The 26,164-nt window shown below is 68.4% G+C and carries 21 protein-coding genes and 1 riboswitch; of the genes, 15 read left to right on the top strand and 6 right to left on the bottom strand.

Going from position 1 to position 26,164, the window contains the following annotated elements:
• Positions 1-55: 55 nt before the first annotated feature.
• Genes QLQ15_RS13775 through QLQ15_RS13765 form a run of 3 tightly spaced genes read right to left on the bottom strand, consistent with a single transcriptional unit; the run spans position 56 to position 5,533 of the window.
• A complete protein-coding gene (locus QLQ15_RS13775; protein ID WP_283213339.1) occupies positions 56-3,487 on the bottom strand; it encodes an SbcC/MukB-like Walker B domain-containing protein in 3,432 nt (1,143 codons plus the stop codon).
• Entirely contained in the window at positions 3,474-4,100 is a 627-nt protein-coding gene (locus QLQ15_RS13770; protein WP_283213338.1) for a DUF4194 domain-containing protein, read from the bottom strand. The genes QLQ15_RS13775 and QLQ15_RS13770 overlap by 14 nt, the downstream gene beginning before the upstream one ends.
• Positions 4,097-5,533 (bottom strand): Wadjet anti-phage system protein JetA family protein, encoded by a 1,437-nt coding sequence (locus QLQ15_RS13765; RefSeq protein WP_283213337.1) that lies wholly within the window; start codon positions 5,531-5,533, stop codon positions 4,097-4,099. The genes QLQ15_RS13770 and QLQ15_RS13765 overlap by 4 nt, the downstream gene beginning before the upstream one ends.
• Positions 5,534-5,801: 268 nt before the next feature.
• On the opposite strand from QLQ15_RS13765, the gene QLQ15_RS13760 reads away from it, so the two are divergent.
• The 14 genes from QLQ15_RS13760 (at position 5,802) to QLQ15_RS13695 (ending at position 22,205) form a co-directional block, all read left to right on the top strand.
• Positions 5,802-8,279, top strand: a complete 2,478-nt coding sequence (locus QLQ15_RS13760) for a mechanosensitive ion channel family protein (RefSeq protein WP_283213336.1) — start codon at positions 5,802-5,804, stop codon at positions 8,277-8,279.
• A gap of 99 nt (positions 8,280-8,378) precedes the next feature.
• Positions 8,379-8,611, top strand: a riboswitch (cobalamin riboswitch).
• A gap of 111 nt (positions 8,612-8,722) precedes the next feature.
• The gene (btuB, locus tag QLQ15_RS13755; protein ID WP_283213335.1) at positions 8,723-10,591 is read left to right on the top strand and encodes a TonB-dependent vitamin B12 receptor; all 1,869 of its coding nucleotides are present in this window, start codon (positions 8,723-8,725) and stop codon (positions 10,589-10,591) included.
• A gap of 31 nt (positions 10,592-10,622) precedes the next feature.
• On the top strand, positions 10,623-11,201 hold the full coding sequence (locus tag QLQ15_RS13750) for a hypothetical protein (RefSeq protein WP_283213334.1): 579 nt from the start codon (positions 10,623-10,625) through the stop codon (positions 11,199-11,201).
• Positions 11,202-11,219: 18 nt separating this feature from the next.
• Positions 11,220-11,834 (top strand): hypothetical protein, encoded by a 615-nt coding sequence (locus tag QLQ15_RS13745; protein WP_432277817.1) that lies wholly within the window; start codon positions 11,220-11,222, stop codon positions 11,832-11,834.
• Positions 11,831-12,457 carry a cob(I)yrinic acid a,c-diamide adenosyltransferase gene (gene cobO / locus QLQ15_RS13740; protein ID WP_283213333.1) on the top strand — a complete coding sequence of 209 codons (627 nt, stop codon included), beginning with the start codon at positions 11,831-11,833 and terminating at the stop codon, positions 12,455-12,457. Before QLQ15_RS13745 ends, cobO begins: the two co-directional genes overlap by 4 nt.
• A gap of 2 nt (positions 12,458-12,459) precedes the next feature.
• Positions 12,460-13,755 carry a cobyrinic acid a,c-diamide synthase CobB gene (locus QLQ15_RS13735; protein ID WP_283213332.1) on the top strand — a complete coding sequence of 432 codons (1,296 nt, stop codon included), beginning with the start codon at positions 12,460-12,462 and terminating at the stop codon, positions 13,753-13,755.
• Positions 13,752-14,675, top strand: a complete 924-nt coding sequence (cbiB, locus tag QLQ15_RS13730; protein ID WP_283213331.1) for an adenosylcobinamide-phosphate synthase CbiB — start codon at positions 13,752-13,754, stop codon at positions 14,673-14,675. Before QLQ15_RS13735 ends, cbiB begins: the two co-directional genes overlap by 4 nt.
• A complete protein-coding gene (cobD, locus tag QLQ15_RS13725) occupies positions 14,668-15,651 on the top strand; it encodes a threonine-phosphate decarboxylase CobD (RefSeq protein WP_283213330.1) in 984 nt (327 codons plus the stop codon). Before cbiB ends, cobD begins: the two co-directional genes overlap by 8 nt.
• Entirely contained in the window at positions 15,648-17,123 is a 1,476-nt protein-coding gene (locus QLQ15_RS13720) for a cobyric acid synthase (RefSeq protein ID WP_283213329.1), read from the top strand. The genes cobD and QLQ15_RS13720 overlap by 4 nt, the downstream gene beginning before the upstream one ends.
• Positions 17,111-17,632, top strand: a complete 522-nt coding sequence (gene cobU, locus QLQ15_RS13715) for a bifunctional adenosylcobinamide kinase/adenosylcobinamide-phosphate guanylyltransferase (protein WP_283213328.1) — start codon at positions 17,111-17,113, stop codon at positions 17,630-17,632. Before QLQ15_RS13720 ends, cobU begins: the two co-directional genes overlap by 13 nt.
• The gene (gene cobT, locus QLQ15_RS13710) at positions 17,629-18,684 is read left to right on the top strand and encodes a nicotinate-nucleotide--dimethylbenzimidazole phosphoribosyltransferase (RefSeq protein WP_283213327.1); all 1,056 of its coding nucleotides are present in this window, start codon (positions 17,629-17,631) and stop codon (positions 18,682-18,684) included. The genes cobU and cobT overlap by 4 nt, the downstream gene beginning before the upstream one ends.
• Positions 18,681-19,238, top strand: coding sequence for a histidine phosphatase family protein (locus QLQ15_RS13705; protein WP_283213326.1), 558 nt, complete (start codon positions 18,681-18,683; stop codon positions 19,236-19,238). Before cobT ends, QLQ15_RS13705 begins: the two co-directional genes overlap by 4 nt.
• Entirely contained in the window at positions 19,235-19,957 is a 723-nt protein-coding gene (locus tag QLQ15_RS13700) for an adenosylcobinamide-GDP ribazoletransferase (RefSeq protein ID WP_283213325.1), read from the top strand. Before QLQ15_RS13705 ends, QLQ15_RS13700 begins: the two co-directional genes overlap by 4 nt.
• Before the next feature lie 109 nt (positions 19,958-20,066).
• Positions 20,067-22,205, top strand: a complete 2,139-nt coding sequence (locus QLQ15_RS13695) for a methyl-accepting chemotaxis protein (protein WP_283213324.1) — start codon at positions 20,067-20,069, stop codon at positions 22,203-22,205.
• Between the two features lie 125 nt (positions 22,206-22,330).
• Here QLQ15_RS13695 and QLQ15_RS13690 read toward each other — a convergent pair whose 3' ends face one another.
• From QLQ15_RS13690 to QLQ15_RS13680, 3 genes are all read right to left on the bottom strand, one after another.
• Positions 22,331-22,588 carry a DUF2249 domain-containing protein gene (locus tag QLQ15_RS13690; protein ID WP_283213323.1) on the bottom strand — a complete coding sequence of 86 codons (258 nt, stop codon included), beginning with the start codon at positions 22,586-22,588 and terminating at the stop codon, positions 22,331-22,333.
• Between the two features lie 122 nt (positions 22,589-22,710).
• A complete protein-coding gene (locus tag QLQ15_RS13685) occupies positions 22,711-23,964 on the bottom strand; it encodes an alginate export family protein (RefSeq protein WP_283213322.1) in 1,254 nt (417 codons plus the stop codon).
• 90 nt (positions 23,965-24,054) lie between these two features.
• Positions 24,055-24,495 carry a CopD family copper resistance protein gene (locus QLQ15_RS13680; protein WP_283213321.1) on the bottom strand — a complete coding sequence of 147 codons (441 nt, stop codon included), beginning with the start codon at positions 24,493-24,495 and terminating at the stop codon, positions 24,055-24,057.
• Between the two features lie 258 nt (positions 24,496-24,753).
• On the opposite strand from QLQ15_RS13680, the gene hemN reads away from it, so the two are divergent.
• Positions 24,754-26,154: an oxygen-independent coproporphyrinogen III oxidase gene (gene hemN / locus QLQ15_RS13675; RefSeq protein WP_283213320.1), complete on the top strand. Its 1,401-nt coding sequence runs from the start codon at positions 24,754-24,756 to the stop codon at positions 26,152-26,154.
• Positions 26,155-26,164: the final 10 nt, after the last annotated feature.

Below are 26,164 nucleotides of genomic sequence, written 5' to 3'. Positions count from 1 at the left end.
CCCAGCTGGCCGGCGCCGGTGATTTCCGTACGCCGGTGACTGAAAATTCTTGCCGTCAGGCAGGCGACTGTTCGGTCGTGATCCGCGCGATTTCCGCTTCGAGCAGGTGCGGATGCACGAGGAACTGGTCGCTGGCCAGCAACTCCCGGCCGCGCTCCTCCACGGCGACGCGCTCGAGCTGGATGTTGGCGCCGTCGCGGAACAGTTCGATGTAGCTGTCGAGAACGCCCGACAGCGTGCCCTGGGCGGTGTCCGGCGCCGCGAGGATCAACTGCAGGCCGAGCGAGCGCAGGTAGTTGGTCGTCGCGCGCGCGTTCTGCGCGTCGATCTTGTCGCCGAACTCGTCGAGCATGATCACGCCGATGCCGCCCGTCTGGCCTTCGCCCTTGCCGTAGGCCGCGGCCAGCGCGGCGCCGGCGATGACGTACAACGGAGCGCGGTGTTCGCCGCCGGAGCCCGAGCGCATGCGCTCGCTCAGCGTGCCGATCACCGTGTCCTCCTGCTTGATCACCACCTCGAAGGTGAAGAAGCGGCGGTAGTCGTCCAGCGGCGACGGCGTGCCGGCGGCCTTGGTGCCGCGGTCTTCGATGATGTCGCGGAACGCCGCGGGGACTTCGCCGGCACTGCCGAACAAGGTATCGCTCTCGCCGACTTCGGCGGCCTTGCCGATGAAGCGGTGGAGGTCGCGGAACTCGGGTGCGACTTCGTAACGGAACTCGTAACGTTCGTTGTTCGAGAACGCCGGGCTGCGCCGAAGCGTTCGGTTGAGCGTGGCGATCTGGTGACGAAGGCGCGCGAAGTTGTCGAACAGGGCGGACGCGACGTTGGCGCGGAATGTCTCCACGGCCGTCGTGTAGGCCTCTTCGGCGGCCGAGCGGTGCTGCACCAGCTCGGTGCCCTGCAGGTAGGCGATGTCCTTCTGCAGCATCGCGCTGGCGCGTCGCCACTCGTGCGGTTCCATTTCCAGCGCGAGCGCATTGTCCTTGGCGTACTGCTGCAGGCGGCTCCAGGCTTCGGGATTCAGGCGTTCGAGTTGGCGGTCGCTGTCCTCCGCGCGCGACTGGCAGCGACGCACGCGCTCCTCCAGTTCCGGATGCTTCGCATCGAGGTCTTCGCGGTGCTGTTCGACCAGGTTCGCGTCGACGTCTGCATGGGCGAAGGCCTCGCTCGCGGCGCGGGCAATGCCGTCGCTGAGGGTGCGCAGCGCGGTCAGGGCCTTGTCCACTTCACCGAGCTTTCCTTCGGCGATGGCCTCCTCGCGCAGGAGGGTCTCCACGCGGGTTTCCAGTTCGCGACGGTGCTGGTCCATCTCGCGCGCGTGCTCGGTCAGGCGGACGAGATCCGCATTCCCGGTTGCCGCGCGGCTTTCCAGAGTCGACCGGTATCGGGCCGATGTGGCCCGGTGCTGCAGCAACAGGGCATGTGCGGAGCCGGCGATCTCGTCCGCGCCGCCGATGCGCGACAAGCCCGCGGCGCAGGCCTGGAGCGGACGCCAGTGCGCTTCGAGTTCGCGCGCGCGGCGTTCTTCCGATTCCAGTTCGTCGCGCAGCAGGCGGGCGCGTTCGCGGTTGCTGCTCGCGCCGATCTTCAGCTCACCCACGGCGGGAAGGCGCTGGCGTTCGACGCCGCCGCCCTTGGCGACCAGGCCGTCCTTGCTCAGGCCCTGGCGTGTGCGAACGACCTCGGCATCGGTGTCCACGCAGCGCAGGTCGCCGAGTTGGCGACGCAGGTAGGCGAGGGCATCGGCGTTGTCGCCGGCCAGCAGCGAAGCAACGTGGGTGCTTCCGAACTGTGCCTCACGGCCGCCACGCGCCTGGCTGGTCAACGCCAGCTTCACGCCATAGACCGCGCGTCCACCCTGCAGGTCGCGGTACAGGCGCACCGCGGCTTCCTCGTGTTCGGGTGCAATCAGCAACGCTTCGACGTGGCTGCGCAGGTAGGCTTCGATCGCGCGTTGCCACGATGGGTCGGTTACCTGCACCAGGTCGCACACCGGTTGCGCCGGAATGCCGGCGTCGGCGAGGTAACCCATCAGGCGCACCACGTCCGCACGCAGCTCGGCCTTGCCTGCGTGCAGTCGGGTGAGGTTCTCGCGCGCGGCGGTGGCACGCTGCCGGGCCTGCTCCAGCGCGTTGTGCTGTTCGCGCTCGTGTGCCGAGACGGCGGCGATCAACGGCTGCGCCAGTTCGATGGCCAGGCGCAGCTGCGCATGCAGCTGTTCGGGATCCAGTTCGATGTCCGCATCGCCGGCGAGTGCGGCCAGATGCTGGTAGAGCGACTGCCACGGCGCGATGGCGCGCTCGACGACGCGGAACTCCACGTCGGCCAGCTCCAGTCTCGCGGCGGCCTGCAGCTGGTCGCGCACGAAGCCCGCGCTGACCAGCAGTTCCTTCTTCAGCCGCGCCAGTTCGTCCTGGTGCGGGCGCAGCAGGTGTTCGAACGACGCCTGCTCGCCGTAGCCCTGCGTGCCCTGCAGTCGACGGGCCGCTTCTTCCGCGTCCAGGCGCGCGGTTTCACGGTCGCTGCGTGCTTGCGCAAGGGCGCGCTGCTTCTGGCGCAGCGTGGTCTGTGCGGCGTCAAGCGCCTGCTCGCCGGCGTCGACCTGTTCCCAGTGCAGGTCGCGACGATACTCCGCGGCCAGTGCGCGCGACGACGCTGCACGCGTGGCCTGGTGCGACAGCCGACGGTAGTGGTGGTCCACGTCCTCGGCCTGCTCGATGCGTCGCGCAACCTGCTCGATCTTCTCCTTGATCTGGCGGAAGCCTTCCAGCAAAGCGCGGAAGCGCGCGACTTCGGTCGGGCGTTCCTCGGCCACCAGCGTGCGCACGAACAGGTCGATGTCGTTCACGCGCTGCAGGTTCAACGCGTTCTGGAAGGCCTTGCGATACGCCGTGGCGTCGAGGAACGACGTCGGGCCCGGGCGGAGTCGGTGCAGCAGGTCCTTCACGAAACGGTCGCTGCCGGTGTGCAGTTCCGCGCGGGAGCCGGCATCCTTGCACTGGCGCGCCACGCGTTCGCGGAAGGTGGCCCATTCCAGCGGCAACTGGCGTCCATCGATGAGCTCGAGGTGGTCGTCCAGTTCCAGTGCGACGCCGGGCAGCAGGTACAGGCCGTGCATGCGGTGGTCGGGTTCGGCCGCCGATGCGCCCAGTGAGATGCCCGCAGTGAGCGTTTCGCCGCTGGCCTGGTCCTGGAAGACCAGGCTGATGTAGGTGGTCGCGGTCTTGCGGGCCTGGCCTTCTTCACCGCTGCGGTACACGCCGAGGCAGTAGTCGCGGATGGAACGCGCGCGATGACTGCCGCCGGCCTGCGCATTGAAGCGGATCTGGTTGCGGTCGCCGCCCAGCATGACCACCTGCAGTGCGTCGAGCAGTGCACTCTTGCCGGCCCCGTTGGGGGCGATGACGGCGGTGGTCAGGTCCAGTTCCAGTGTCTCGGCCTGGAACAGGAAGAACTGCACCAGATGGACGCGCTTAAGCTGATACATCGGCGTCCTCCATCTCGACGCTGTCGTCTTCGTCGCGGTTGTGCTGGTCCAGCCGCTGCAGCCATTGCGCGCCGACGATCTCGACGATGGCCGGGCGCACCAGCACGCGGAAAGGTTGTGCGTCGTCGGCCTCGGCGTCGTCGATGCGGCAGACCGACCAGCGGCGCAGCGTGCGCAACAGTGCGCGCAGCGCACCGACTTCCGGCATCGGACGGCCGGTGAGCGCCTGGTAGGCTTCCTGCAGGTCGGGCAGTTCGACGGTCACATCGCCGTGTTCTTCCACCTGTCCCTCGCGCATGGCCGCGTCGTAGCGCTGGCGCAGCACGAGAACCAGCAGCGTTTCGTCCAGCGTCACCGCCACGCCTTCGCCATGCGAGGGCAGGGCCACCACGTAGCGGTAGTGCGCATTGCGCTCCAGTCGCATGCCCAATGGCTCCAGCGCGGCCGCGAAATCGTCGAACCAGCTCTCCACGAGGTGGTACGCGTTGCGCGAGCGGCGGTCGGCGCTGTACAGCACCTGCTCGGTCACCAGCCGGTACGCGGCGCGCTCGAAATCCTGCGGCGTGTACAGGCCCTGCGTGAGCTGGCTCAGGGTGGTCCAGGAACGTTTCATGCGGTCTTCCGGATGCGGCGCAGGACGAATCGCGGCGCCTGCAGGTAGTCGTTGGCCGTGCGCTGGCCTTCCACGGTTTCGATGCGGAAGCCGCGCAGCATGCGGTTGAGGGGGTCGTCGCGGCGCAGGCCGCCGTTGCGCCGGCTGCGCAGGGCGAGTGTGAGCAGCGTCTGGTAGGCGCGGAAATCGGCGATGTCGGCGATCTCCAGCGCTTGCGAGTCGAGCGTGTCGGCGTCCTTCCACTGGCGATCGACATAGCGGCCCAGGTCTTCGGGCAACACCAGCCGCGCGCGCTTCATCTGGCGCAGCAGGTTCAGGCGCGCAAGTTGCTCGGGCGTAGGCGCTTCCAGTGAGTTGGCGGTTCGCGGAATGGGGCGCGGTCGCGACTGCGGCGCGCGCAGGCGTTCCTCGTCCATCAGTGCGCCGGGCGCGACCGGCAACCGCAGCGCGTCTTCCGGTGCGGCCTGTGCGCCGCGGCATGCGCGTTCGAGCAGGGCATCGAGGCGGTCCGGCGCGCGCAGGCGGTAATCCAGGTACGCCAGTGCGCGGCGGTTGGCCTGGCGGATGTCCTCGTCCAGCCGCTGCAGGTATTCGTCGATGCGGTCCAGCTCGTACAGCCGGCGCAGGCTGCGCTGGAGGCGTTGTTCGGCGCGTTCGCGGTCGCCCTGCGTGGCGCGGTCGCAGTACCACTGCACCATGTCGGCGCGGCGTTCCGAGTGTTCGATCTCGCGCACCATCGACAGGATGGACGTGCGGCGGGCGAGGGGATGGTCCTCGCGATGCAGTTCGGCGTAGTCGCCCACGAACAACTCGCGCACGTAGCGTTCAAACAACGTGCGCGCGAACTGCGCGGTGCTTTCGGCGCGCGTGAGTTCGGGCATGAGATCGCGCACCTGCACGCCGATGGCGCTCACATGCGAAAGCAGCTGGCGCGACTGGTCGGCCGCTTCGTCCAGGGTGTCGGCGCCGGCGTGGCCGTCCACGACCTGTTTCAGTTGCAGCTCGATCGAGCGCACCTTCGCGCCGATGTAGGCCGGGCCGCGCTCGGCGAAGTCCATCAGCGCCGCCAGCAACTGCGCCACGGCCGGGGTCATCGAGACCATCTCGCGGGCGCCCACGCGCTCCTGCCGCAGCCAGCCGGCACCGCGGAAGCGTTCATGGATGGCGGCGGCGCGCACGGCCAGCGGGGCGTCGGGCGCGATGCCGTCCTCCTCCCACGGGTCTTCGGTCAGCAGGAACCGTTCGATCGCCGCGGTGATCTCGCGACGCGGGAAGCCGTGGCTGGGCGGGACCGGGGCGTCCGGGCCGAAGAATTCACCAAACAGGCGGCACAGCAGCTGCCAGTAACGGGCGCGGTGCGGGGACGCCAGGGGGCCGAAGAGTCCGTCCGGTACGGCCGAGAACAGGGGCGGCACCGGGGTGAATGCGGTCAAGCGGTGACTCCCATGCCGGGTACGTGCCCTGTCTTCTGTGTCCTCGGCCGTCCCGAGCCAGCGCGACTTTAGCGTGGTTCGGGCGGTTCTTCGATGGGGCGCGGCCCCATCGCGGCGGGGGCGGGCTTCCGCGGGCGCCGGGGCTGGGCGGGCAGGTCCCCGCGGCCCGCGTTGTCCTGCCTCACGGCCCATCCTCTAGACTCGCCCGCAGGCTTCCATTCCCCCATGTCCAGGTCGACGCAGCGGGTCGACCACGATCGGAGGCACGATGCTGCATCGGTTCGGATGGCTCGTCTGCCTGGTCGCGCTGGCGCTGGCGCCGGTGTCCGGCCTGCGCGCCCAGACCGCAACGCCTGAGGGCACCGATGCCGACCCGCCGCGCAAGCCCACGGCGATCGCGGTGGCCGACATCCCGTACCGCGCCGATACCGACGAGCGCTTTGCCGAAGGCGTGTCGCTGCGCGTGGCCTCGCCCGATCCCATCGCCCAGCTGTCGCCGCAGCTGGAGGCGATCGCGAAGTCCGTCGACCAGAAGCTGCGCGAGATCAAGACCGACGAGATGCGCTCGTTGCCGGTCATGCGGTTGGAAAGCCTGGAGCGCCACTGGAAGTTCGACGCCCGCCGGTTCGCACGCTGGCAGACCGACATGCGCCAGGCCGTCGCACCGTACACGCACGAAGCGGCGGAGCTGGCGCAGCGGCGCGCCGACTGGGAAGCCACGCAGGCGGCGGCGCGTGCCGGCAACATGCCCGTCGCGCTGGTGACGCGCGTGGACACGCTGGTGGACGAGCTGCGCAAGGCCGAGCAGGAGCTGTCGGGCCCGCTGGCGCGGCAGATCGACCTGGGGCGTCGCGCCAACGCGGTCGATGCACGCATCCAGGCGGGGTTGCGCGCGGTCGCGGCTGCGATCGACTACATCGACAGCCGCCTGGTGCGATTGGATGCGCCGCCATTGTGGCGGGCGCGGCCCACGACAGGCGATGACAAGGGCGCATTGGCATCCATCGCCACCGGGTTGGAGATCGAGACGCGGTTCGCGAGGGAGTACGCCGCGGCCGGAACCGGGAACCAGCATGCGTTGCATGTGTTCCAGGTATCGCTGCTGCCGTTGCTCATCTGGCTGGCGATCCGCAGCCGTCGCTTCCCCGAGACGAGCGACGCGGACGAGGCATCGATGCGCGTGCTGCGCCGGCCCGTATCCTCATGGTTGCTGCTGTCGATGATGGCCGTGCTGGCCTTCGAGCCCGACGCGCCGCTGCTGGTGCACCAGGTCGCGATGCTGATCGCGCTGGTGCCGGTGCTGCGCCTGATCCCGCCGAACGCGCGGCTGCTGCTCGGGCCCTGGCCGTACGTGGCGGCGGGCCTGTATCTGCTGGAACGGGTCGCGTTCCTGTTCATCGCCAACGCCTTCCTGTACCGGATCTATTACCTGGGTCTGGGCACGTTGGCGCTGCTGCTCACGCTGTGGCTGTTGTGGCGCTCGCGGCATGTCAGCCATTCGGGCCTGGTCGGGCGTGTCGGCAAGGCCGTCCACATCGCGGCCTGGGTCAGCGTGGCGCTGCTGGCGATATCGGTGGGTTCCAACGTGTTCGGCAACGTGTCGCTGGCCGAGATGCTGGTCAGCGGCGTCATCGACAGCGGCTACCTGGCGCTGGTGCTGTACGCGAGCGTGACGGTGTTCGTCGCGCTGGTGCGCTTGCTGTTGGCCCGGCACGGTGTGCCGCGCTTCCGGCTCTCGCGTGAGCATGCGCCGCCCCTGGCGCTGCTGGTGATACGGTTGATCGTGCTGGCAGCCACGATCGGCTGGCTGGTCTTCACGACCAATCGCTTCCGCATCTTCCGGCCGATCTACGCGTTCACCTCGTCCGTGCTGTCGTACACGTTCCGGCTGGGCGAGATCACGATCAGCCTGGGGCATGTGCTGATCTTCGCGGTTTCGGTGTTGATCGCATTCTGGGCGGCCAAATCGGTGCGCTACCTGTTGCAGGAGGAAGTGCTCACGCGCATGTCGCTACCGCGCGGCGTGGCCAACAGCGTGGCCTCGCTGACGTACTACGCGTTGCTGTTGCTGGGCGTGGTGGTGGCGCTGTCGGCCGCTGGCTTCCAGATGAGCCAGCTGGCGTTCGTGTTCGGCGCGTTGGGCGTGGGCATCGGCTTCGGCCTGCAGAACGTGGTCAACAACTTCGTCTCCGGCTTGATCCTCATGTTCGAGCGCCCCATCCAGCCCGGCGACGTGGTCGAGATCACCGGAACGTCCGGCCGCGTGCGCGACATCGGCATGCGCGCGACCACCATCAAGACCTTCGAAGGCGCGGACGTGGTGGTGCCCAACGGCACGCTGCTGTCGGAGAAGCTCACCAATTGGACGCTGCTCGACCGCAACCGCCGCATCGACGTGGAGGTGGGCGTGGCGTACGGCTCCGATCCCGCGCGCATCGCGGACCTGTTGCGCGCAGCGACGCTGTCCACGCCTGGCGTGGTGCGCGATCCGGCGCCGGCCGTGCTGTTCACCGCGATGGGCGCCAGTTCGCTGACCTTCGCGATCCGCGCGTGGACGAACGATTACGACAACTCCGTCAGCATCCGCAGCGAGCTGGTCACGCGCATGTACCGGGCGCTCACGGAGGCGGGCATCGAGATCCCGTTCCCGCAGCAGGACATGCACCTGCGCAGCCTGTCGGGCGACATCGCCGCGATGTTCGCGGCGCAAGCGCCGCCGCACAAGCCGGCAGGCGATGGCGCATGAACACATCCGTGTTGCGTTGATTTCCGTCAAGCAGGCCGGCTCTGCACATATGACGCATCGCCATGTGACGCCGGTCTGCGCAACCGGCCGTACTGCTGCTAGACTGCGCCCGCCCAAGGTGACCGCCGGCTTGTCCGGCGGTTGAAACGGGAATCCGGTGCGCCGCGTCGTGCTTGCACGACCGGCAATTCCGGAGCTGCCCCCGCAACGGTAGGCGAGACAACGATCCGCACGAAGCCACTGTGCTCACGCATGGGAAGGCGCGGACCGGAAGCCAGGTGAATCCTGCTTCGCTCGCGAGCCCGGAGACCGGCCATGGAGCGACGTGACATGCGGTGGGCGAATGTCATGCGGCCAGGACTCCGTGCCTGTTGCCGCCATCACACCTTCCTTCCGCCTGTCCTTTTCCAACGTTCCCGCGCGGGCAGGCGCGGTCAAGGAGTGTGTCAGTGCATCCGCAGTTTTCTTCCATCCGTCGGCGCGTGCTGGCGGTTGCCGTGCTGTCTTCGATTTCCACCATCGCGCCGGCCATGGCCGACGTCGCCGCCACCGACCTGGACCAGGTCGTCGTCACCGCCACGCGCACCGCGCGCACGCAGGACCAGACGCTCGCCGCAGTAACCGTGATCGATCGCGCCGAGATCGAACGCCTGCAACCGGCATCCTTGCCGGACCTGCTGACCGGCCGGGCCGGCATCTCGCTGGCCAACAACGGCGGCGCGGGCAAGGCGACGTCCGTGTTCCTGCGCGGTACCGAATCCGACCACGTGCTGGTGCTCATCGACGGCATCAAGATCGGCTCGGCCACCAGCGGTGGCGCGTCGCTCCAGGACATTCCGCTGGAGCAGGTCGAACGCATCGAGATCGTGCGCGGGCCTTTCTCCAGCCTGTACGGCTCGGAGGCGCTCGGTGGCGTCATCCAGATCTTCACCCGCAAGCCGCAGGGTTCGTTCGCACCCAGCCTCAGTGCCGCCATCGGCAGCGAGGACACGCAGCGGCTGTCGGCCGGCATCGGTGGTCGTTCGTCCGATGCGGACGCGCGTGGCTGGTACGCGATCAATGCGGCACACCAGGACACCGACGGGATCAACGCTTACCGCGGTACGCGCAACTTCGATCCGGACAAGGATGGCTATCGCAACACGTCGCTGACTGTGCAGGGCGGTTGGCGCTTCAACCCGCAGTGGGACGCCGATGTGCGCGCTTTCCGCGCGGAAGGCCGCAACGAGTACGACGGCAGCGCGAACAACGAGGCCGATACCGTGCAGCAGGTGATCGGTGGCCGCGTCCGCTATGCGCCGGGCGAGCGGATGAAGTTCACTCTGGGCCTGGGCACCAGCGCCGATCTGAGCGAGAACTTCCTCAACGGGACGTATTCGTCCACCTTCGATACACGACGCAGGCTGGGTTCGCTGCAGGGCGACCTTGGCCTGGGCGACGGACTGCTCACGCTGGGCTACGACTGGCTGGGCGACGAGGTCCACAGCAACACCGATTATGCGCGCGACCGCCGCATCAACCGCGGCCTGTTCGGACAGTGGCAGCAGGACTTCGGCAACCAGTCGCTGCAGCTGAGCGCGCGCCGGGACGACGACAGCCAGTTCGGCGGCAAGACCACCGGCAGCCTGCTATGGGGCTGGGACTTCACCGATGCGTTGCGCCTGAGCGCCAGTGTCGGTACCGCATTCAAGTCGCCCACGTTCAACGAACTGTATTACCCCGGTTACGGCAACCCCGACCTGGGCCCCGAGACATCGCGCAGTGTCGAACTGGGACTTCGCGGCGAGCACGACTGGGGCAACTGGTCGGTCAATGCCTTCGATACGAAGATCGACGACATGATCGCCTTCGACGCATCGCTGGGCGATTTCGGCGGTCCCAACAACATCGACCGCGCGCGCATCCAGGGCATCGAGCTGGTCGCGGGCACGACGCTGGCCGACTGGGACCTGCGCGGCAGCCTGACCTGGCTGGATCCGCGCAACGACGGCGACAACCCCAACCGCGACAACGTGCTGCCGCGCCGCGCGAAGCAGAGCGGTCGCATCGATGCGGACCGCCGCTTCGATCGATTCAGTGTCGGTGCCAGCGTCAGTGGTGCCGGCGAACGGTACGACAACCTCACCAACACCACCCGCATGGGCGGCTACGGTCTGGCGGACCTGCGCGCGGGCTGGGCCTTCGACGAGGCGTGGAGCGTGCAGGCGTCGGTCGCCAACGTCTTCGACAAGCGCTACGAGACCGCCGCGCTCTACAACCAGCCGGGTCGCACCTGGCTGCTGACCCTGCGTTACCAGCCGGTCGCCCATTGACCCAACGCTCCGCCACTTCGAGAGGTCGCCGATGAAATCCCTGACCCGCCGCGTCAACCTGGTCCTGTTCGCCGCATTCGCCGCGCTGATGGTCGCCACGCGCTTCCATCACTTCGGCGATGTGCTGCACCTTCCGGATGCGTCGATGGCGCTGTTCTTCCTCGGCGGCCTGTACCTGCGGCGACATTGGCAGTTCGCGGTGTTCATCGCGCTGGCGGTGGCGATCGACTGGGTGGCCATCGAGCACGCGGGCGTCAGCGACTTCTGCGTGACGCCGGCGTACTCCTTCCTGCTGCCGGCGTACGCGGTGTTGTGGTACGGCGGGCGCGCGTTCTCAGGGCGCCTGCAGCCCACCTGGATATCGATGCTGGGCGCTTCCGGCGTTGCATTGCTGTGCGCGACGTTGTCGTTCGCCATCTCGAACGGCGCGTTCTACTGGCTGGGCGGCCGTTACGAGAACCCGCACCTGGGTGAGTACCTCGCGCGGGCCTGGCAGTGGGGGCCGCTGTTCGTGCGAACCACGATGGCCTACGTCGTCGTGGCGCTGGCCCTGCACGGACTGGCGACGCGCGCGTTGCGCGATCGCGCTGCCCACGCCACTCAGCCCTGATCGAACGGGAGCATTGCCATGACCGCCACGCCTTCCATCTCCGAATCCGCACTGCCGTTGGCGACCACCCGCGCCCAGATCCTCACCGCAGGCGCGCTGGCCGCATTGATGATCTGCACGCGCGGCCAGCATTTCGCAAGCGTCGATGCGCTGCCGAGCGCGTCGTGGGCGGTGTTCTTCCTGGCCGGTGCGTTGCTGCGTCCCCTGTGGGCGTTGCCCGCGCTCTTCGTACTGTCCTCGCTGCTCGACATCGCAAGCCTCGCCAGCGGCACCATCACCGACTGGTGTCTGTCGCCCGCCTACTGGGCGCTCGCGCTCGCGTATGCGTCGCTCTGGCTGGGTGGCCACGTGTACGCCGGCCTGCATCGCGACCGTCTGGCCAGCGTGCCACGGTTGGTGCTGGTGCTGGTCGCCAGCGCGACGGTGGCCTATGCGCTGTCGAAGGGCGGCTTCTGGTTCTTCTCCGGCCGGTATGCCGAACCCACGCTGTCGGGCTTCATCGCCCGCATCCCGCACTACTATCCGCGCGCGCTCGGCACGTTGGCCGGTTACGTCGGGCTGGCGTTCGCGGTGCGGGCGGCATGGCGTCTGGCGCGTACGCGGTTCGCCGCCCGTCACGGTGCACACGCATGAGCCGCGGCACGGAACGCCGCGGCCTGGATGAGGACGAGCACCATCGCGAGCGCGCGCAACGCAAGAAGGAACTGGTGGACCGCCGCATCGCCCGGGCCACCATCGACCGCGGCGTGGTGGTGGTCAACACGGGCAACGGAAAGGGAAAGAGTTCGTCCGGGTTCGGCATGCTCGCGCGTTCGCTCGGGCACGGCTTCCGCTGCGGCGTGGTGCAGTTCATCAAGGGCAGCTTCAGTACCGGCGAAGAGGCGTTCTTCCGTCACTTCGACGATTGCGTCGATTACCACGTGATGGGCGAGGGCTACACCTGGGAAACGCAGGACCGCGAACGCGACGTGGAGAAGGCCGGCGCCGCGTGGGGCGTGGCCGCACGCATGCTGGCGGACGAGGCGTACGACTTCGTGTTGCTGGACGAGCTCAACATCGCGTTGGCGAAGGAGTACGTTGCCCTCGACGCGGTGCTCGATGCGCTCGCCGCACGGCCGGCGCGCCAGCATGTGGTGATCACCGGTCGCGGTGCGCCGCAGGCGCTGGTCGATGCCGCCGACACGGTCACCGAGATGCGCGTGGTCAAGCATGCGTTCAAGGCCGGCATCAAGGCCCAGCACGGGATCGAACTCTAGCGATGGGCGAGCTTCGTCACTGTCCTGCCTTGCTGGTTTCCGCGCCCGCTTCGGGGCAGGGAAAGACCAGCGTGACTGCGGCGCTCGCCCGCTGGCACACGCGGCAGGGACGACGCGTGCGCGTGTTCAAGACGGGCCCGGACTTCCTCGACCCGATGGTGCTGGAACGCGCCTGCGGGGCGCCGGTGCATGCACTGGACCTGTGGATGACGGGCGAGGCCGATGTGCGCGCGCGCCTGTATGCCGCGGCGGGCGAGGCCGATCTGATACTGGTCGAAGGCGTCATGGGATTGTTCGATGGCGCGCCGTCGAGCGCCGACCTCGCGCAGGCACTCGGGTTGCCGGTGCTGGCGGTGATCGACGGCTCGGCGATGGCGCAGACCTTCGGCGCGCTCGCGACGGGCCTGGCCCGCTACCGCGAGGGTCTGGAGGTGTTCGGCGTGGCCGCGAACCGTATCGGCAGCGCGCATCACGCCAGCCTGCTTCGCCACAGCCTTCCACCCGAGCTGCACTGGCTCGGCGCGTTGCCCCGCGATGCAGCACTCGCCTTGCCGGAACGCCACCTTGGACTCACCTCCGCCGACGAGTTGCCCGATATCGACGCACGCCTGGACGCACTGGCCGACGCGTGGGCGGCGCATGCATCGACCGGGCTGCCGCCGCAGGTGGGGTTCGCACCCGGCCAGCGCGCAACGGTGCCACGTACCCTGACGGGGATGCGCATCGCGATCGCACGCGATGCCGCGTTCTGTTTCCTGTATGCGGCCAACCTCGACCTGCTGCGCGAGGCGGGCGCGGAACTGCGCTTCTTCTCGCCGCTCGCGGGCGATGCCCTGCCAGACTGCGATGCGGTGTGGTTGCCCGGTGGCTACCCGGAGCTGCACCTGCAGACGCTGTCGGAGGGGCGCGACCTGCACCGGGCCCTGCATGCGCATCGGGACGCGGGCAAACCGATGCTGGCCGAATGCGGCGGCATGCTGTTCGCACTCGATTCGCTGGCCGACCGAGAAGGCCAGGCGCATCCGATGGCGGGGCTGCTGCGCGGAAGCGCGGCGATGCAAGCGCGGCTGGCTGCGCTGGGCCTGCAGTCGGTGGTGCTGCCGGAGGGTGAATTGCGCGGACATACCTTCCACTACGCGAGCGCAACCATCGATTCACCGGCCCTGGCATCGAGCCACAACCCGAACGGCGGTCCCAGTCGGGAGGCGGTCTATCGGCAGGCGCGCATGACGGCCAGCTTCGTGCATTTCTACTTCCCCTCGAACCCTGAAGCCGCCATCAGGTTGTTCCGCCCATGACGGCGCTGGCGATGCTCGCCGCCGCTCTGCTGGATGCCGTGCTGGGCGAACCGCGCCGCGCACATCCGCTGGTTGGTTTCGGACGCTTGGCCCACGCCATCGAAACGCGGCTGTACCGCGACGGGCGCATGGCCGGAACCTTCGCGTGGTGCCTCGGGGTGTTACCGGCCGTCGCATTGACCGCGCTTGCGTCGCACTGGCTCACTGCGTTGTCCGCGACCGCAGGATGGGCGTGGTCGGCCGTGGTGTTGTACTCGGCCATCGGGCATCGAAGCCTGGGCGAACACGCGCGTCGCGCGGAGACCGCGCTGCGCGATGGAGCGCTGGACACCGCGCGCCTGGCGGTCGGGCGCATGGTGAGTCGCGATGTCGACGCACTGGACGCCTCGCAGGTGGCGGCTGCCACCACCGAATCGGTGTTGGAGAACGGCAACGATGCCGTGTTCGGCGCGCTGTTCTGGTTCGCGATCCTGGGCGCTCCCGGTGCGGTGCTGTATCGCTTGTCGAACACGCTGGATGCGATGTGGGGCTACCGCACGCCGCGCCTCGCACGCTTCGGCTGGGCCGCCGCGCGTATCGACGATGCACTCAACTTCATCCCCGCGCGACTCACCGCGGCGACATACGCCGTCCTCGGCGACACCGCGAGCGCTCTACGTTGCTGGCGAGTGCAGGCTCGCCAATGGGACAGTCCGAATGCCGGACCGGTGATGGCTGCCGGCGCGGGGGCGCTGCGGGTTCGCCTGGGTGGACCCGCGCCGTACCACGGAACCTGGGAGACGCGTCCCGTGCTGGGCGAGGGCGCCGCCGCCGACGCCGATTCCATTGCCGCGGCATTGCGGATGGTGCGCAACGGTGTGCGGGTCTGGATCGTCGTCGCGATCGCGGCGTCGTATGCGTGGAGGCTCTTTCATGCTTGAGCACGGTGGCCGGCTGCTGCGCGCGGCGCGTCGTTACGGAATAGCGCCCGATCGATGGCTCGATCTGTCCACGGGCATCAGTCCATTCGCGTGGCCCGTACCCGCAGTGCCGGCGACGGCATGGCACCGCCTGCCCGAAGACGACGATGGCCTCATCGAAGCGGCGCAAGACTATTACGGCGCACCGCAGGTTTTGTCCGTTGCCGGTACGCAGGCGGCGATCCAGGCGCTGCCGCGGCTGCGCATCCCGTGTCGCGTTGGCGTGATCGAGCCGGGCTACGCCGAACACGCGCACGCGTGGCGACGTTCCGGCCACGCGGTGGAAACATTGCCCGCCGATGCATTGCTGGCCTCGCGCGAACGCTTCGACGTGATCGTGCTGATCCATCCCAACAACCCGGGTGGCGATCGCTTTGATCGCTCCACACTGCTTGCGTTGCATGAGAGTCTGTCCGCGCGTGGGGGCTGGCTGGTGGTGGACGAAGCCTTCATGGATGCGACACCCGAGCGCAGCCTGTGCGCCGACACCGCACATCCCGGTCTCATCGTGTTCCGGTCGGTCGGCAAGTTCTTCGGACTGGCGGGAGCGCGTGCAGGGTTCGTGTGCGCCACGCGCGCGGTGCTCGATCCGCTGCGGGACCTGCTCGGGCCGTGGACGGTCGCTGGCCCGACACGGTACGTGCTGAAGCACGCGCTGACCGATCGCGAGTGGCATGCCGACGCGCGTGTGAAGCTGGCCGATACGGGCGACCGGCTCCGGCGCCTGCTCGACGCGCACGCACTCACGCCGTCGGCAGGATGTGCGTTCTTCCAGTGGCGTCGGGACGCGCGCGCCCCGGCGTTGCACGAGGCGCTGGCATCGTGCGGCATCCTCACGCGCCTGTTCGAGTCACCAGCGAGCCTGCGTTTCGGCCTGCCTCCGGATGAGGCCGGATTCACGCGGCTGGATCTCGCGCTCGCCCAGGTGATGTCGTGACCGCGCGCGTGCTGATGGTGCAGGGCTGCACGTCCGATGCCGGCAAGAGCACGCTGGTGGCGGCGCTGTGCCGTTGGCTGCACCGGCAGGGCGTGCCGGTCGCGCCGTTCAAGCCGCAGAACATGGCGCTGAACTCCGCCGTGACGGTGGACGGCGGGGAAATAGGACGCGCGCAGGCGGTGCAGGCGCAAGCGTGCGGACTGGAGCCGCACAGCGACTTCAACCCGGTGCTGCTGAAACCCAACAGCGACACCGGAGCGCAGGTGATCGTCCATGGCCGCGCCGTGGCCAACTTCGACGCGGTCGCTTACCACGACTACAAGCGTGTCGCGCGCGATGCCGTGCTCGCTTCGCATGCGCGGCTGGCCGCGCGGTACGACGTGCTGGTGGTGGAAGGGGCGGGGAGTCCGGCCGAGATCAACCTGCGCGCGAACGACATCGCCAACATGGGCTACGCCGAAGCGGTGGACTGCCCGGTGATCCTCGTCGCGGACATCGACCGCGGCGGTGTGTTCGCACACCTCGTCGGGACGCTCGCGCTGCTGTCCGCCAGTGAGCGCGCACGTGTGGCCGGATTCGTCATCAATCGCTTCCGAGGTGACATCGCCTTGCTGCAACCCGGCCTGGACTGGTTGCAGCGTGAGACCGGAAAGCCGGTGCTCGGCGTCCTGCCGTACCTGCATGGATTGCACCTGGAGGCCGAGGACGCATTGCCCGCCGCGCGGATTGCCGTGCCTGGCGCCCGTTTGCGCGTGGTCGTGCCGGCGATCCCGCGCATCAGCAACCACACCGATCTGGATGCGCTGCGCGCGCACCCGACGGTGGAGGTGATTCTCGTCGGTCCCGGTGAAACGCCGCCGGCCTGCGATCTGATCCTCCTGCCGGGCAGCAAGTCCACGCGTGCCGACATGGCCTGGCTGCGCGCGAACGGCTGGGTCGAGGCGCTCGCGCGGCATCTGCGCTACGGCGGCAAGGTGTTGGGCATCTGTGGCGGGTTCCAGATGCTGGGACGTGCGGTTCACGACCCACTGGGCATCGAGGGAAACGCCGGGTCGAGCGACGGCTTCGGCTGGCTCGAGATGGAGACCACGCTGGCAACGCAGAAACAGTTGCGCGAAGTGCGCGGTCGGTTGGCGCTGGACGACGCACCTGTGCGCGGTTACGAAATCCATTGCGGTGTCAGCGAAGGGCCCGCGCTCGCGCGGCCGTCCGGTCGCCTGGACGACGGGCGGCTCGACGGCGCGATGTCGCCCGACGGGCAAGTGCTGGGAACGTACCTGCACGGGCTGTTCGACGAGCCCGCCGCGCAAGCTGCACTGCTGGCCTGGGCCGGCCTGCGAGACGCTACACCCATCGATGTGCGCGCATTGCGTGAAGCGTCCATCGAACGCCTCGCCGACGCCGTGCAATCGCATCTGGATACCGATGCGCTGCATCGCTTGCTGGGTCTGGAGGCCGGATGCGCAGCCTGATCCTCGGCGGTGCGCGGTCGGGCAAGAGTGCGCTCGCCGAGCGTCTCGCGCAGGCCTCCGGGCGGGAGGTCGTCTACATCGCCACCGCGCAGGCCGGTGATGGCGAGATGACCGCACGCATCGCGCATCACCGTGCGCGCCGGCCTGCGCAATGGGCCTGCATCGAAGCGCCACTCGCGCTGGCGGAGACGCTGAAGCAGAACGCGCGCGAGGATCGGTGCCTGCTCGTGGACTGCCTCACGTTGTGGCTGAGCAATCTGCTCGCACACGAAGACGCTCGCCGGTTCGAGCAGGAGCGGGAAGCCCTGGTGGCCGCGCTCGCATCGCTGCCGGGCGAGATCCTGCTGGTCAGCAACGAGGTCGGACTGGGCATCGTGCCCATGGGCGATCTGACGCGCCGCTTCGTCGACGAGGCAGGGCGCCTGCACCAGACGCTCGCGCGGGACTGCGAGCGCGTGTTGTTCGTCGCGGCGGGTTTGCCGCTGGTACTCAAGGGAACGCTTGCATGAATTCACCGTGGTGGTCGCAACCGTGTGCGGCCCTGGATCGCGAAGCCGCCGACGCCGCATGGCTGCGCCAGTCGAAGCTGACGAAGCCGCCGGGCTCGCTCGGCGTGCTGGAGGACGTTGCCGCGCAACTGGCGGCATGGCAGGGCGTGGAGCGGCCGCGGATCGAGCGCGTTTGGATCAGCGTGTTCGCCGCCGACCACGGCGTCGCAGCAGAGGGCGTCTCCGCGTTTCCGCAGGCCGTGACGGGCGAGATGGTGCGCAACTTCGTCGGCGGTGGCGCTGCGATCAGCGTGCTGGCCCGGACGCTGGGCGCGCGTCTTGACGTGGTGCACCTGGGCACGGTGAACGATCCCGGCGCGATTCCGGGCGTGCTGCGTGCGGTGATCGCGCCATCCACCGCCAACTTCTGCGACGCCGCGGCGATGACGGACGAGCAACTCCGTGCCGCGATGCAGGCCGGCGCGGGTCGCGTGCACCAGGCGCTGGACGAAGGTGCGGATTTGTTCATCGGTGGCGAGATGGGCATTGCGAACACCACGTCGGCGGCGGCGCTGGCGTGTGCGTTGCTCGGCGAAATGCCGGAGCGGATCGCCGGAGCGGGCACCGGACTCGACGACGCGGGCATCGCTCGCAAGGTAGCGGTCATCGAACGCGGCCTGCGTCGCCATGCCGATGCCGACACCGCGTTGGAGCAGTTGCGTCGCCTGGGCGGATTCGAGATCGCCGCGCTAACCGGCGCCTGCATCGCCGCCGCGCAGGCGCGCATGCCGGTGCTCGTGGACGGATTCATCACCACCGCCGCCGCGCTGACCGCTGTGCGCCTGAACCCGGGCGTGCGCGATTGGCTGCTGTTCGCGCATCGCTCGCACGAGCGCGGCCATGCACGATTGCTCGAAGCGCTCGAGGCCCGGCCGTTGCTGGATCTCGGCCTGCGGTTGGGGGAGGGCAGTGGCGCCGCTGCGGCCGTGCCGCTGTTGCGACTGGCGTGCGCGCTGCATGCGGGCATGGCCACGTTCGAGCAGGCCGGCGTGTCCATCGCGGATTCGCAATGAACAACCGCGTCCGCATCGACCTGATGCGTCACGGCGATACCGGTGAGCGCAGCTACCGCGGCCAGCTCGACGATCCTCTGTCGGAACTGGGCTGGGCGCAGTTGCGCGGTGCGGTGGAAAGGCGGACGTGGGATCTCATCGTCACCTCGTCGCTGCAGCGCTGTGCGCGATTCGCGCAGGAGCTGGCGGAGGCGAGGGGCCTGCCATTGCGCGTGGACGGTCGTCTGGTGGAGTACCACTTCGGTCGCTGGCAGGGCGTCCCCATCGAAACGATCGCGCAGGACGACGGCGACGCACTGGGCCGTTTCTGGGCGGATCCGGTCGCGCATCCACCGCCGGGAGGCGAGACGTTCGCGGATTTCCGAACGCGCTTGTCGTCCGCACTGGATGCCCTCGTCGCGGAGGCGCGCAACCGTCGCGTGCTCGTAGTGACCCACGGCGGTGCCATCCGTCTACTGCGCTGTATTTCCGAGACGCGGGGTTTCGGTGACATGGCCGGCATCGATGTCCCCCACGCATCGCTGCATGCACTGTCCTGGCCGGCACCTGCATGATCGACGGGTTCCTGGTCGCGCTCGGATTCCTCACGCGCATTCCGGTGCCGTCGCGCGTGTTCGCCGATCCGGCGGGTCGCGCCCGCTCGCTGGCGTGGTATCCGATGGTGGGTGCGCTGATCGGCATGCTGCTGTTCGCGATGGCGTGGTTGTTGCCTCAGGGGCGCCCGTTGTTGTCCGCCGCTGTGTTGTTGTGCGCCTGGGTGTTCCTCACCGGGGCGCTGCATCTGGACGGATTGGCAGACAGTGCCGATGCATGGGTGGGCGGAATGGGCGATCGCGCACGCACGCTCGAGATCATGAAGGATCCCCGCAGCGGTCCCGCCGGTGTGACCGTCGTGGTGCTGGTGTTGTTGCTGAAGTTCGCGGCGATGGCGAGTCTTTCGCAGTGGTCGTTGCTGTGGCTCGCTCCGCTGGTCGCGCGGATGTCGCTGACGATGGCGTTCCTGTGCACGCCCTACGTGCGCAGCGGCGGCATGGGTTCGGGGCTGGCCGACGCGCCGCGTGCGGCGTGCGCCGCGATGCTGTGCGCGGGCGCGGCCTGCTGTGTGCTCACGGGTTGGTTCGGTGTGATCGCGCTGGCATGCAGCGGAATCGTGTTCGTGCTGTGGCGACGTGCGTGCATGCGGCGCCTTGGCGGTATCACGGGAGACACGGCGGGTGCTTTGACTGAGATCAATGAAGCGGTCGTTCTGATCGCGATTTCGTTGATGTCATGACCGATTGCGCAACGTGGTGGAACTCAAGTCCTGAAACGGTGCGCCGATAGTGTGGACGCGGGACGATCAAACGATCGTCGTCGCGTTCCCCGCCTCCTGGTTGCACTCGATGAACGGTTCCGCCTCGCTGTCTGCCTTCTTCGCCGATCTCTCCGTCCGCCGCAAACTGATCGTCCTGACGGTTCTGGTGGCCATCGGCATCGTCGCCCTTTCGATCGTCGCCGCGCGCATCCAGTACCTGGACCTGTACGAAACGCGCAAGGCCGCGTTGAAAACGCAGGTTGATCTCACCGCCGGCGTGCTCGATCAATACCGCGCGCAGGAGCGTTCTGGCGTACTGGATACCGCCGCAGCGCAGGCGGCCGCGCTCAAGGCCATCGCCGCGATGCGCGCCAACGACGGCGCCGACTACTTCTACGTGCACGACATGGAGCCGGTGGTGCTGATGCACCCGCTGCAGAAGGAACTGGTCGGGCGCGCCGTCGGCGACGCGCGCAGCCTGGACGGTGTGGCGGTGTATCGCGAGAGCGCGGAAGCCGCGCGCCGTGGCGGCGGCTTCGTCACCTTCTCCTCGCAACGGCCGGGCAAGCAGCGCCCCGTGCCGCGCGTGGTGTACGCGCGTGGCTATCCGGACTGGGGCTGGGTGGTGGCCTCGGGCATGTTCATGGACGACGTGCAGAAGCAGGCGTTGGCGTTCACCTGGACCATGACCGCCAGCGGCGGCGCGCTGGTGGCACTGGTGGCGTTGCTGGGCTGGTGGATCGGCACGCGCATCGTGGTGCCCCTGGGGCAGGCGACCGCCGTGGCCGAAGCCATCGCCGAGGGCGCGCTGGAGAATCGCATCGGCCCGCAGGCGCACGACGAGCCCGGGCGCCTTCTGACCAGCATGGCGCGCATGCAGACACGTTTGCAGGCGGTGCTGGAAGCGCAGGGTGAGATGGCCGCGCGTCACGAGCAGGGGCAGTTGGGTTTCCGAATGGACGATGCGGCATTCCCCGGTGCGTTCGGGCGCATGGTGGCCGAGACCAATGCCCTGGTCGCGCAACACATCCAGGACCAGATGCGCCTGGTCGAGACGATGCAGCACTACGCCGTGGGCGACCTGTCGGTGGACATGGTGCGCCTGCCCGGCGAGAAGGCCATGCTCACGCAGGCCATGGACACCACCAAGGCCAACCTGCAGGCCATCAACCACGAGATCAAGCGGCTTGCGAGCGCCGCGGCGCTGGGCGATTTCACGCGGCGCGGCGATGCCACGCGCTTCCAGCACGACTTCCGCACGATGGTCGAAGGCCTCAACGCCATGATGACCGTCAGCGACGCCAACCTTGCCGCGCTGTCGCGGTTGCTGCAGGCGGTGGCCGACGGCGACCTTACCGCGCGCCTGGACGGTCACTTCGACGGCGTGTTCGCGCGCATGCGCGATGACGCCAACGCGACGGTGGATCGCCTGACCCAGATCGTGTCCGGCATCCAGCACGCGTCCACCGCCATCGATGGCGCGGCCGGCCGCATCGCTTCCGGCAACGCCGACCTGTCCAGCCGCACCGAACAGCAGGCCGCCAGCCTGCAGGAAACCGCTGCATCGCTGGAAGAACTGACGTCCACCGTGCGCCACAACGCGGGCTCCGCCGGTCGTGCCGCCGAGCTGGCGATCCGCGCCGCGGCGGTGGCGAAGCAGGGCGGTGAGGTGGTGGACGGCGTGGTGGGCACGATGCGCGACATCGAAGCTTCGTCGCTGCGCATCGGCGACATCACCAGCGTCATCGATGCAATCGCCTTCCAGACCAACATCCTGGCGCTCAATGCCGCCGTCGAAGCGGCGCGTGCAGGCGAACAGGGGCGTGGGTTCGCGGTGGTCGCGGCCGAAGTGCGTGCGCTGGCGCAGCGCTCGGCGACTGCGGCCAAGGAGATCAAGGGCATCGTCGATGCATCGATGCAGGCGGTGACGGAGGGCTCGACGCTGGTGGATCGCGCCGGCTCGACGATGGGCGAGATCGTCACCTCGGTACGCAGCGTGAGCGAGTTGATCGCGGAGATCTCCGCCGCCTCGCGCGAGCAGTCCTCGGGCATCGAGCAGGTCAGCCTGGCCGTGACCCGCATGGACGAGAACACGCAGCAGAACACGGCGCTGGTGGAAGAAGCGACCGGTGCGGCACTGGCCCTGGAGCAACAAGCCCGGACGCTGGTGGACTCGGTGCTGATGTTCCGCATCGACCGCGTGCGCGAGGCGGCCCGGGCGGCGTGATGAGCCAGTGCCCCACGGAAGTGGGGCACGCTGCGCTCGAAGGTGGATTCCCGCTCTCGCGGGAATCGCGCAATGCCGGCACGCGCTGAAGGCGTGTCAAGCGGGCAGGCGGGCGACGACCGCCCTCAACCCGCCGCGAGCTGGCCGGCGGCCAAATCCTGCACGGTGAAGTCGATGATCACCACGCCGTGCTCGCGCTGGCGGTAGTCGACGGCGACGTTCGCGCCGTAGCGCTGTTCGATCTGCCGCAGCAGCGGCACGGGGTCGTGGTCGTTGAAGAAGCGCATGGTCTCGCCCGGGGTGAGGGCATCGAGTGCGCCGAAGATCGCGGCATGGCGGAAACGCTTGCCGATGCCGCGCGCGTCGAAGGGATACAGATTCATGGACCGACCTCCTGCGGGATGGGGTGCGCCATTCGCGCATCTTGCGGCGGTGCCGGCCTTGACGCGGATCAAGCCGGAGCGCTCCACGGGCACATGCGCACCCGTGGAGCGGTGGTTCGATCTCAGTAGGTGTACTGGAGCTGCACCCAGGCCTTGTCCGTGTCGACCGTCAGCGCCGGCGCATCGCTCCGGTAGGTCGCCAGCTTGACCAGACCGGACAGACCCTTCACCCCGGGGATGGCGTGCGCGTAGGACAGGTCGAGTTCGCGGCCGTAGTCGGCGCTACCGCGGTCGGCGATGAAGTCGTGGTACCACGCCTGCGCCGTGCCGCCCCACAGTGGCGAGGTGACGCCGACGTAGCGGTCCTGGATGCCATCGACCGGCGTGGTGAGGAACAGGTCCGCCCAGCCCTGGAAGGCGTGCTTGGTACCCAGCGGCGTCTGGAACGCGCGGTTGCCCGTGCCGTCGCCGGCGCCGAGCTTTTCGAAGCCGGCCTTGAACTGGACCTTCTGCACCGCGTAGCCCAGCTCGGCCAGCGCGTAATGGCTGTCCAGGCTCCACGGGTTGTCGGCCCAGTCGCGCTGCTGCGCCAGTTCCACTGCGTAGCTCCAGGCGCCGTGCGTGCCGTTGGCGCGCAGGCCGGTGGTGACGCTGGACAGCGTGCCCAACGGTGCGGTGGCGGTGACGGCGACGTTCTCCAGGTCGAGGTAGTACTGGTAGGCGGTGAGCGTCAGCGCCGGGAACAGCTTCGCCTGGGCGTTGAGCAGGTGGCTCTGGCCCTCGTAGTTGGCGGGATTGGTGCGGTTGGCGTTGTCGTTGTCCGGGCCGAAGACACTGTTGATGTTGTCGATGTACGCGTAGGACAGCGCGACCTTCTGCGTCGGGCGGAACTGGAACAGCGCGGCATCGTAGGTCTGCTCGTTCTGGCGCCAGCCCACGCCGCCAACGAAGCGCTGGTTGTCCAGGTTGATGCGCTGACGGCCGAGCGTCACGCCACCCTTGGCGGCGCTGTACTTCACCAGCGCCTGGTTGAACTCGGTACCGTCGGGATCGGCGACGGTGGCGTAAGCGGTACGGCCGTTGCGCGTGCTGTTGAAATGCTCCGGACCCAGATGGGTGACGTTGTCGACCTCGGCCAGGCCGGACCAGCCGGACCAGGTGGCCGTCTGGAAGCCGATGCGCGTGCGCAGTGTGTTGGCGTCGGCGGTGCGCAGGGCGTTGTCGGGGTCGACGTGCTCGTAGCGATAGCGCGCATCGAAGATCAGGCGCGCATCGGTTCCTTCATCCTTCGCTACGGCAGGCGTGGCGAAGGCGAGGGTGGCGATGGCGAGCGGCGTGGCGACCAGGACCGCGCGTGCGGCGAAAGGGTGCGACATGAGAGTGCCTCGGGATGGAAAAACAGGTGTGACCCCGCCTGCCGCGCCGAAGGCAGCAGCAGGAAGCAGGGCGGAAGAGGAGGTGTTCATTCACCATGCGAGGTGGAACAGGCCCTTGGCCAACAGCACGATCAACACCACGTGCACGAAAACGCTCAGGTGCAATCGGCGCGAGCGCGTGCCGGTGAGGCGACCGCTGCGGCGCAGGTGCATGGCATACAGGAAATGGCCGAACACACTGATCGCAAGCGCGATCTTGATCGACAGCATCACGCCGAACGGACTGGCCAACGGATGCGACAGCGCACCGCGGTGCTGCCAGGCCAGCGCGATGCCCGCGCCGTACATCGCCAGCAGCACCCAGGGCATCAGTCGTCGCGCCCGTTCGCCGATACCGCGTTCCACTTCGGCCAGTGCGCGGCGCGACACGCGCCCGTGAAGTCCATGCAGGATCAGCACTTCGAAGAACACCGTGCCGATGAACACGAAGGCGCACAGCAGGTGGATCGTGAGAATCACGTAATAGGTCATGGCCACTTCCGACGCGCCGTGCTGCCTTTGCGACCGGGGAGGGTTGGTCGCGAAGGGCAGCCGACGCGATGGGCGACAGCATCGGCTTCGCCCGCCATCGCGGACATGACCTGGATCAAGCCGGTCGCATCTGGCCGTGCGATGGCGAGCCGGCCTGGGGCGCATTCAGACGGGTGGGCGGTGACTGGAAACTGACGCCGGCGCGATCATCTTGACCGAGATCAAGGCGACCGTATGGCGCGTAGGTAGGCTGCGGACATGGTCAATTCGCCCGTCCTTTTCGATCAGGAGCTGCTGAGCCGCTACGACCGGCCCGGCCCGCGCTATACCTCGTATCCGACCGCGCCGCAGTTCCGCGCGGACTTCGGCGAGGTGCAGCTGCGCGAGGCGGCAGCACTCACCAATGGCGACCCGATCCCGCGGCCGCTGTCCATCTACGCGCACGTGCCGTTCTGCACCAGCCCGTGCTTCTACTGCGGCTGCAACCGCATCATCACCCGCGACAAGGCGCGCGGCGACGTCTACCTGACGCGCCTGTACCGCGAGATCGGCATGATCTCCACGCTGTTCGACCGCGACCGCGACGTGGTGCAGCTGCACTTCGGCGGCGGCACGCCGAACTTCCTGGCCGCCGAGCAGATCGCCGAGGTGGTGGACGTCATCCGCAGCCACTTCCCGTTCGCGCATGCGGACAAGCGCGAGTGCTCGATCGAGCTGGACCCGCGCTTCGTCACGCCCGACGACATCCGCGTGCTCGCGCAGGCCGGGTTCAATCGCGCCAGCCTGGGCGTGCAGGACTTCGATCCGGTGGTACAGAAAGCGGTGAACCGCATCCAGAGCGTGGAGGAGACGCTGGAGATCATCCAGGCGTGCCGCACGAACGGGCTGCGCTCGGTCAACGTGGACCTGATCTACGGCCTGCCGCTGCAGACGCTGGAGGGGTTCGACCGCACGCTCGACATCACGCTGGAGGCACGCCCCGACCGGTTGGCCATCTACAGCTACGCGCACCTGCCCAACCTGTTCCGTCCGCAGCAGCAGATCCGCGCCGAGGACCTGCCTTCGCCGCAGGTGAAGCTGGGGCTGCTGCAACGGGCCATCGAGCGCCTGGGCGAGGCGGGGTACGTGTACATCGGCATGGATCACTTCGCCCTGCCCGAGGACGACCTGGCCCGCGCCCAGTCGCGCGGCGACCTGCACCGCAATTTCATGGGCTACACCACCTGCGCCGACAGCGACCTCATCGGCCTGGGCGTGAGTGCGATCAGCCACGTGGGATCCAGCTTCAGCCAGAACCCGCGCGACCTGCCGAGCTGGGAGCGCGCCATCGACGAAGGCCGCCTGCCGGTGTGGCGCGGCATGCACCTGGACGCCGACGACGTGATCCGCGGCGACGTGATCCAGCAGTTGATGTGTCATGGCGAGATCGACATTCCGCAGGTCGAGCGCCGCCATGTCGTGGACTTTGCTGAGTATTTCGCCCACTCTCTGGACCAGTTGAAACCACTGGAGGGGGACGGGCTGGTGGACGTGTCCTCGCAGGCCATCCGCGCGACCGCGCGTGGCCGGCTGTTGCTTCGCGTGCTGGCGGCGTGCTTCGACCGCTACCTGGCCCCACAGGCCGGGGTGGCGCCGACACAGTTCTCGCGAACCGTCTAGCCGGCCCGGG

Source organism: Lysobacter stagni (genome assembly GCF_030053425.1).
GTDB classification, from domain to species: Bacteria; Pseudomonadota; Gammaproteobacteria; order Xanthomonadales; family Xanthomonadaceae; genus Lysobacter_J; species Lysobacter_J stagni.
Note: the sequence above shows the minus strand (reverse complement) of the source record. Positions and strands in the feature narration are given on the sequence as shown.

Bases quoted from the DNA above. Each gene is read 5' to 3' on its own strand.
- cobU (WP_283213328.1), top strand. From the start codon at position 17,111: ATGCGCAGCCTGATCCTCGGCGGTGCGCGGTCGGGCAAGAGTGCGCTC.
- QLQ15_RS13695 (WP_283213324.1), top strand. From the start codon at position 20,067: ATGAACGGTTCCGCCTCGCTGTCTGCCTTCTTCGCCGATCTCTCCGTC.
- cobT (WP_283213327.1), top strand. From the start codon at position 17,629: ATGAATTCACCGTGGTGGTCGCAACCGTGTGCGGCCCTGGATCGCGAA.
- QLQ15_RS13745 (WP_432277817.1), top strand. From the start codon at position 11,220: ATGACCGCCACGCCTTCCATCTCCGAATCCGCACTGCCGTTGGCGACC.
- cobD (WP_283213330.1), top strand. From the start codon at position 14,668: ATGCTTGAGCACGGTGGCCGGCTGCTGCGCGCGGCGCGTCGTTACGGA.
- QLQ15_RS13705 (WP_283213326.1), top strand. From the start codon at position 18,681: ATGAACAACCGCGTCCGCATCGACCTGATGCGTCACGGCGATACCGGT.
- QLQ15_RS13775 (WP_283213339.1), bottom strand. From the start codon at position 3,487: ATGTATCAGCTTAAGCGCGTCCATCTGGTGCAGTTCTTCCTGTTCCAG.
- QLQ15_RS13760 (WP_283213336.1), top strand. From the start codon at position 5,802: ATGCTGCATCGGTTCGGATGGCTCGTCTGCCTGGTCGCGCTGGCGCTG.
- QLQ15_RS13685 (WP_283213322.1), bottom strand. From the start codon at position 23,964: ATGTCGCACCCTTTCGCCGCACGCGCGGTCCTGGTCGCCACGCCGCTC.
- hemN (WP_283213320.1), top strand. From the start codon at position 24,754: ATGGTCAATTCGCCCGTCCTTTTCGATCAGGAGCTGCTGAGCCGCTAC.
- QLQ15_RS13680 (WP_283213321.1), bottom strand. From the start codon at position 24,495: ATGACCTATTACGTGATTCTCACGATCCACCTGCTGTGCGCCTTCGTG.
- QLQ15_RS13750 (WP_283213334.1), top strand. From the start codon at position 10,623: ATGAAATCCCTGACCCGCCGCGTCAACCTGGTCCTGTTCGCCGCATTC.
- QLQ15_RS13735 (WP_283213332.1), top strand. From the start codon at position 12,460: ATGGGCGAGCTTCGTCACTGTCCTGCCTTGCTGGTTTCCGCGCCCGCT.
- QLQ15_RS13690 (WP_283213323.1), bottom strand. From the start codon at position 22,588: ATGAATCTGTATCCCTTCGACGCGCGCGGCATCGGCAAGCGTTTCCGC.
- QLQ15_RS13700 (WP_283213325.1), top strand. From the start codon at position 19,235: ATGATCGACGGGTTCCTGGTCGCGCTCGGATTCCTCACGCGCATTCCG.
- cbiB (WP_283213331.1), top strand. From the start codon at position 13,752: ATGACGGCGCTGGCGATGCTCGCCGCCGCTCTGCTGGATGCCGTGCTG.
- cobO (WP_283213333.1), top strand. From the start codon at position 11,831: ATGAGCCGCGGCACGGAACGCCGCGGCCTGGATGAGGACGAGCACCAT.
- QLQ15_RS13770 (WP_283213338.1), bottom strand. From the start codon at position 4,100: ATGAAACGTTCCTGGACCACCCTGAGCCAGCTCACGCAGGGCCTGTAC.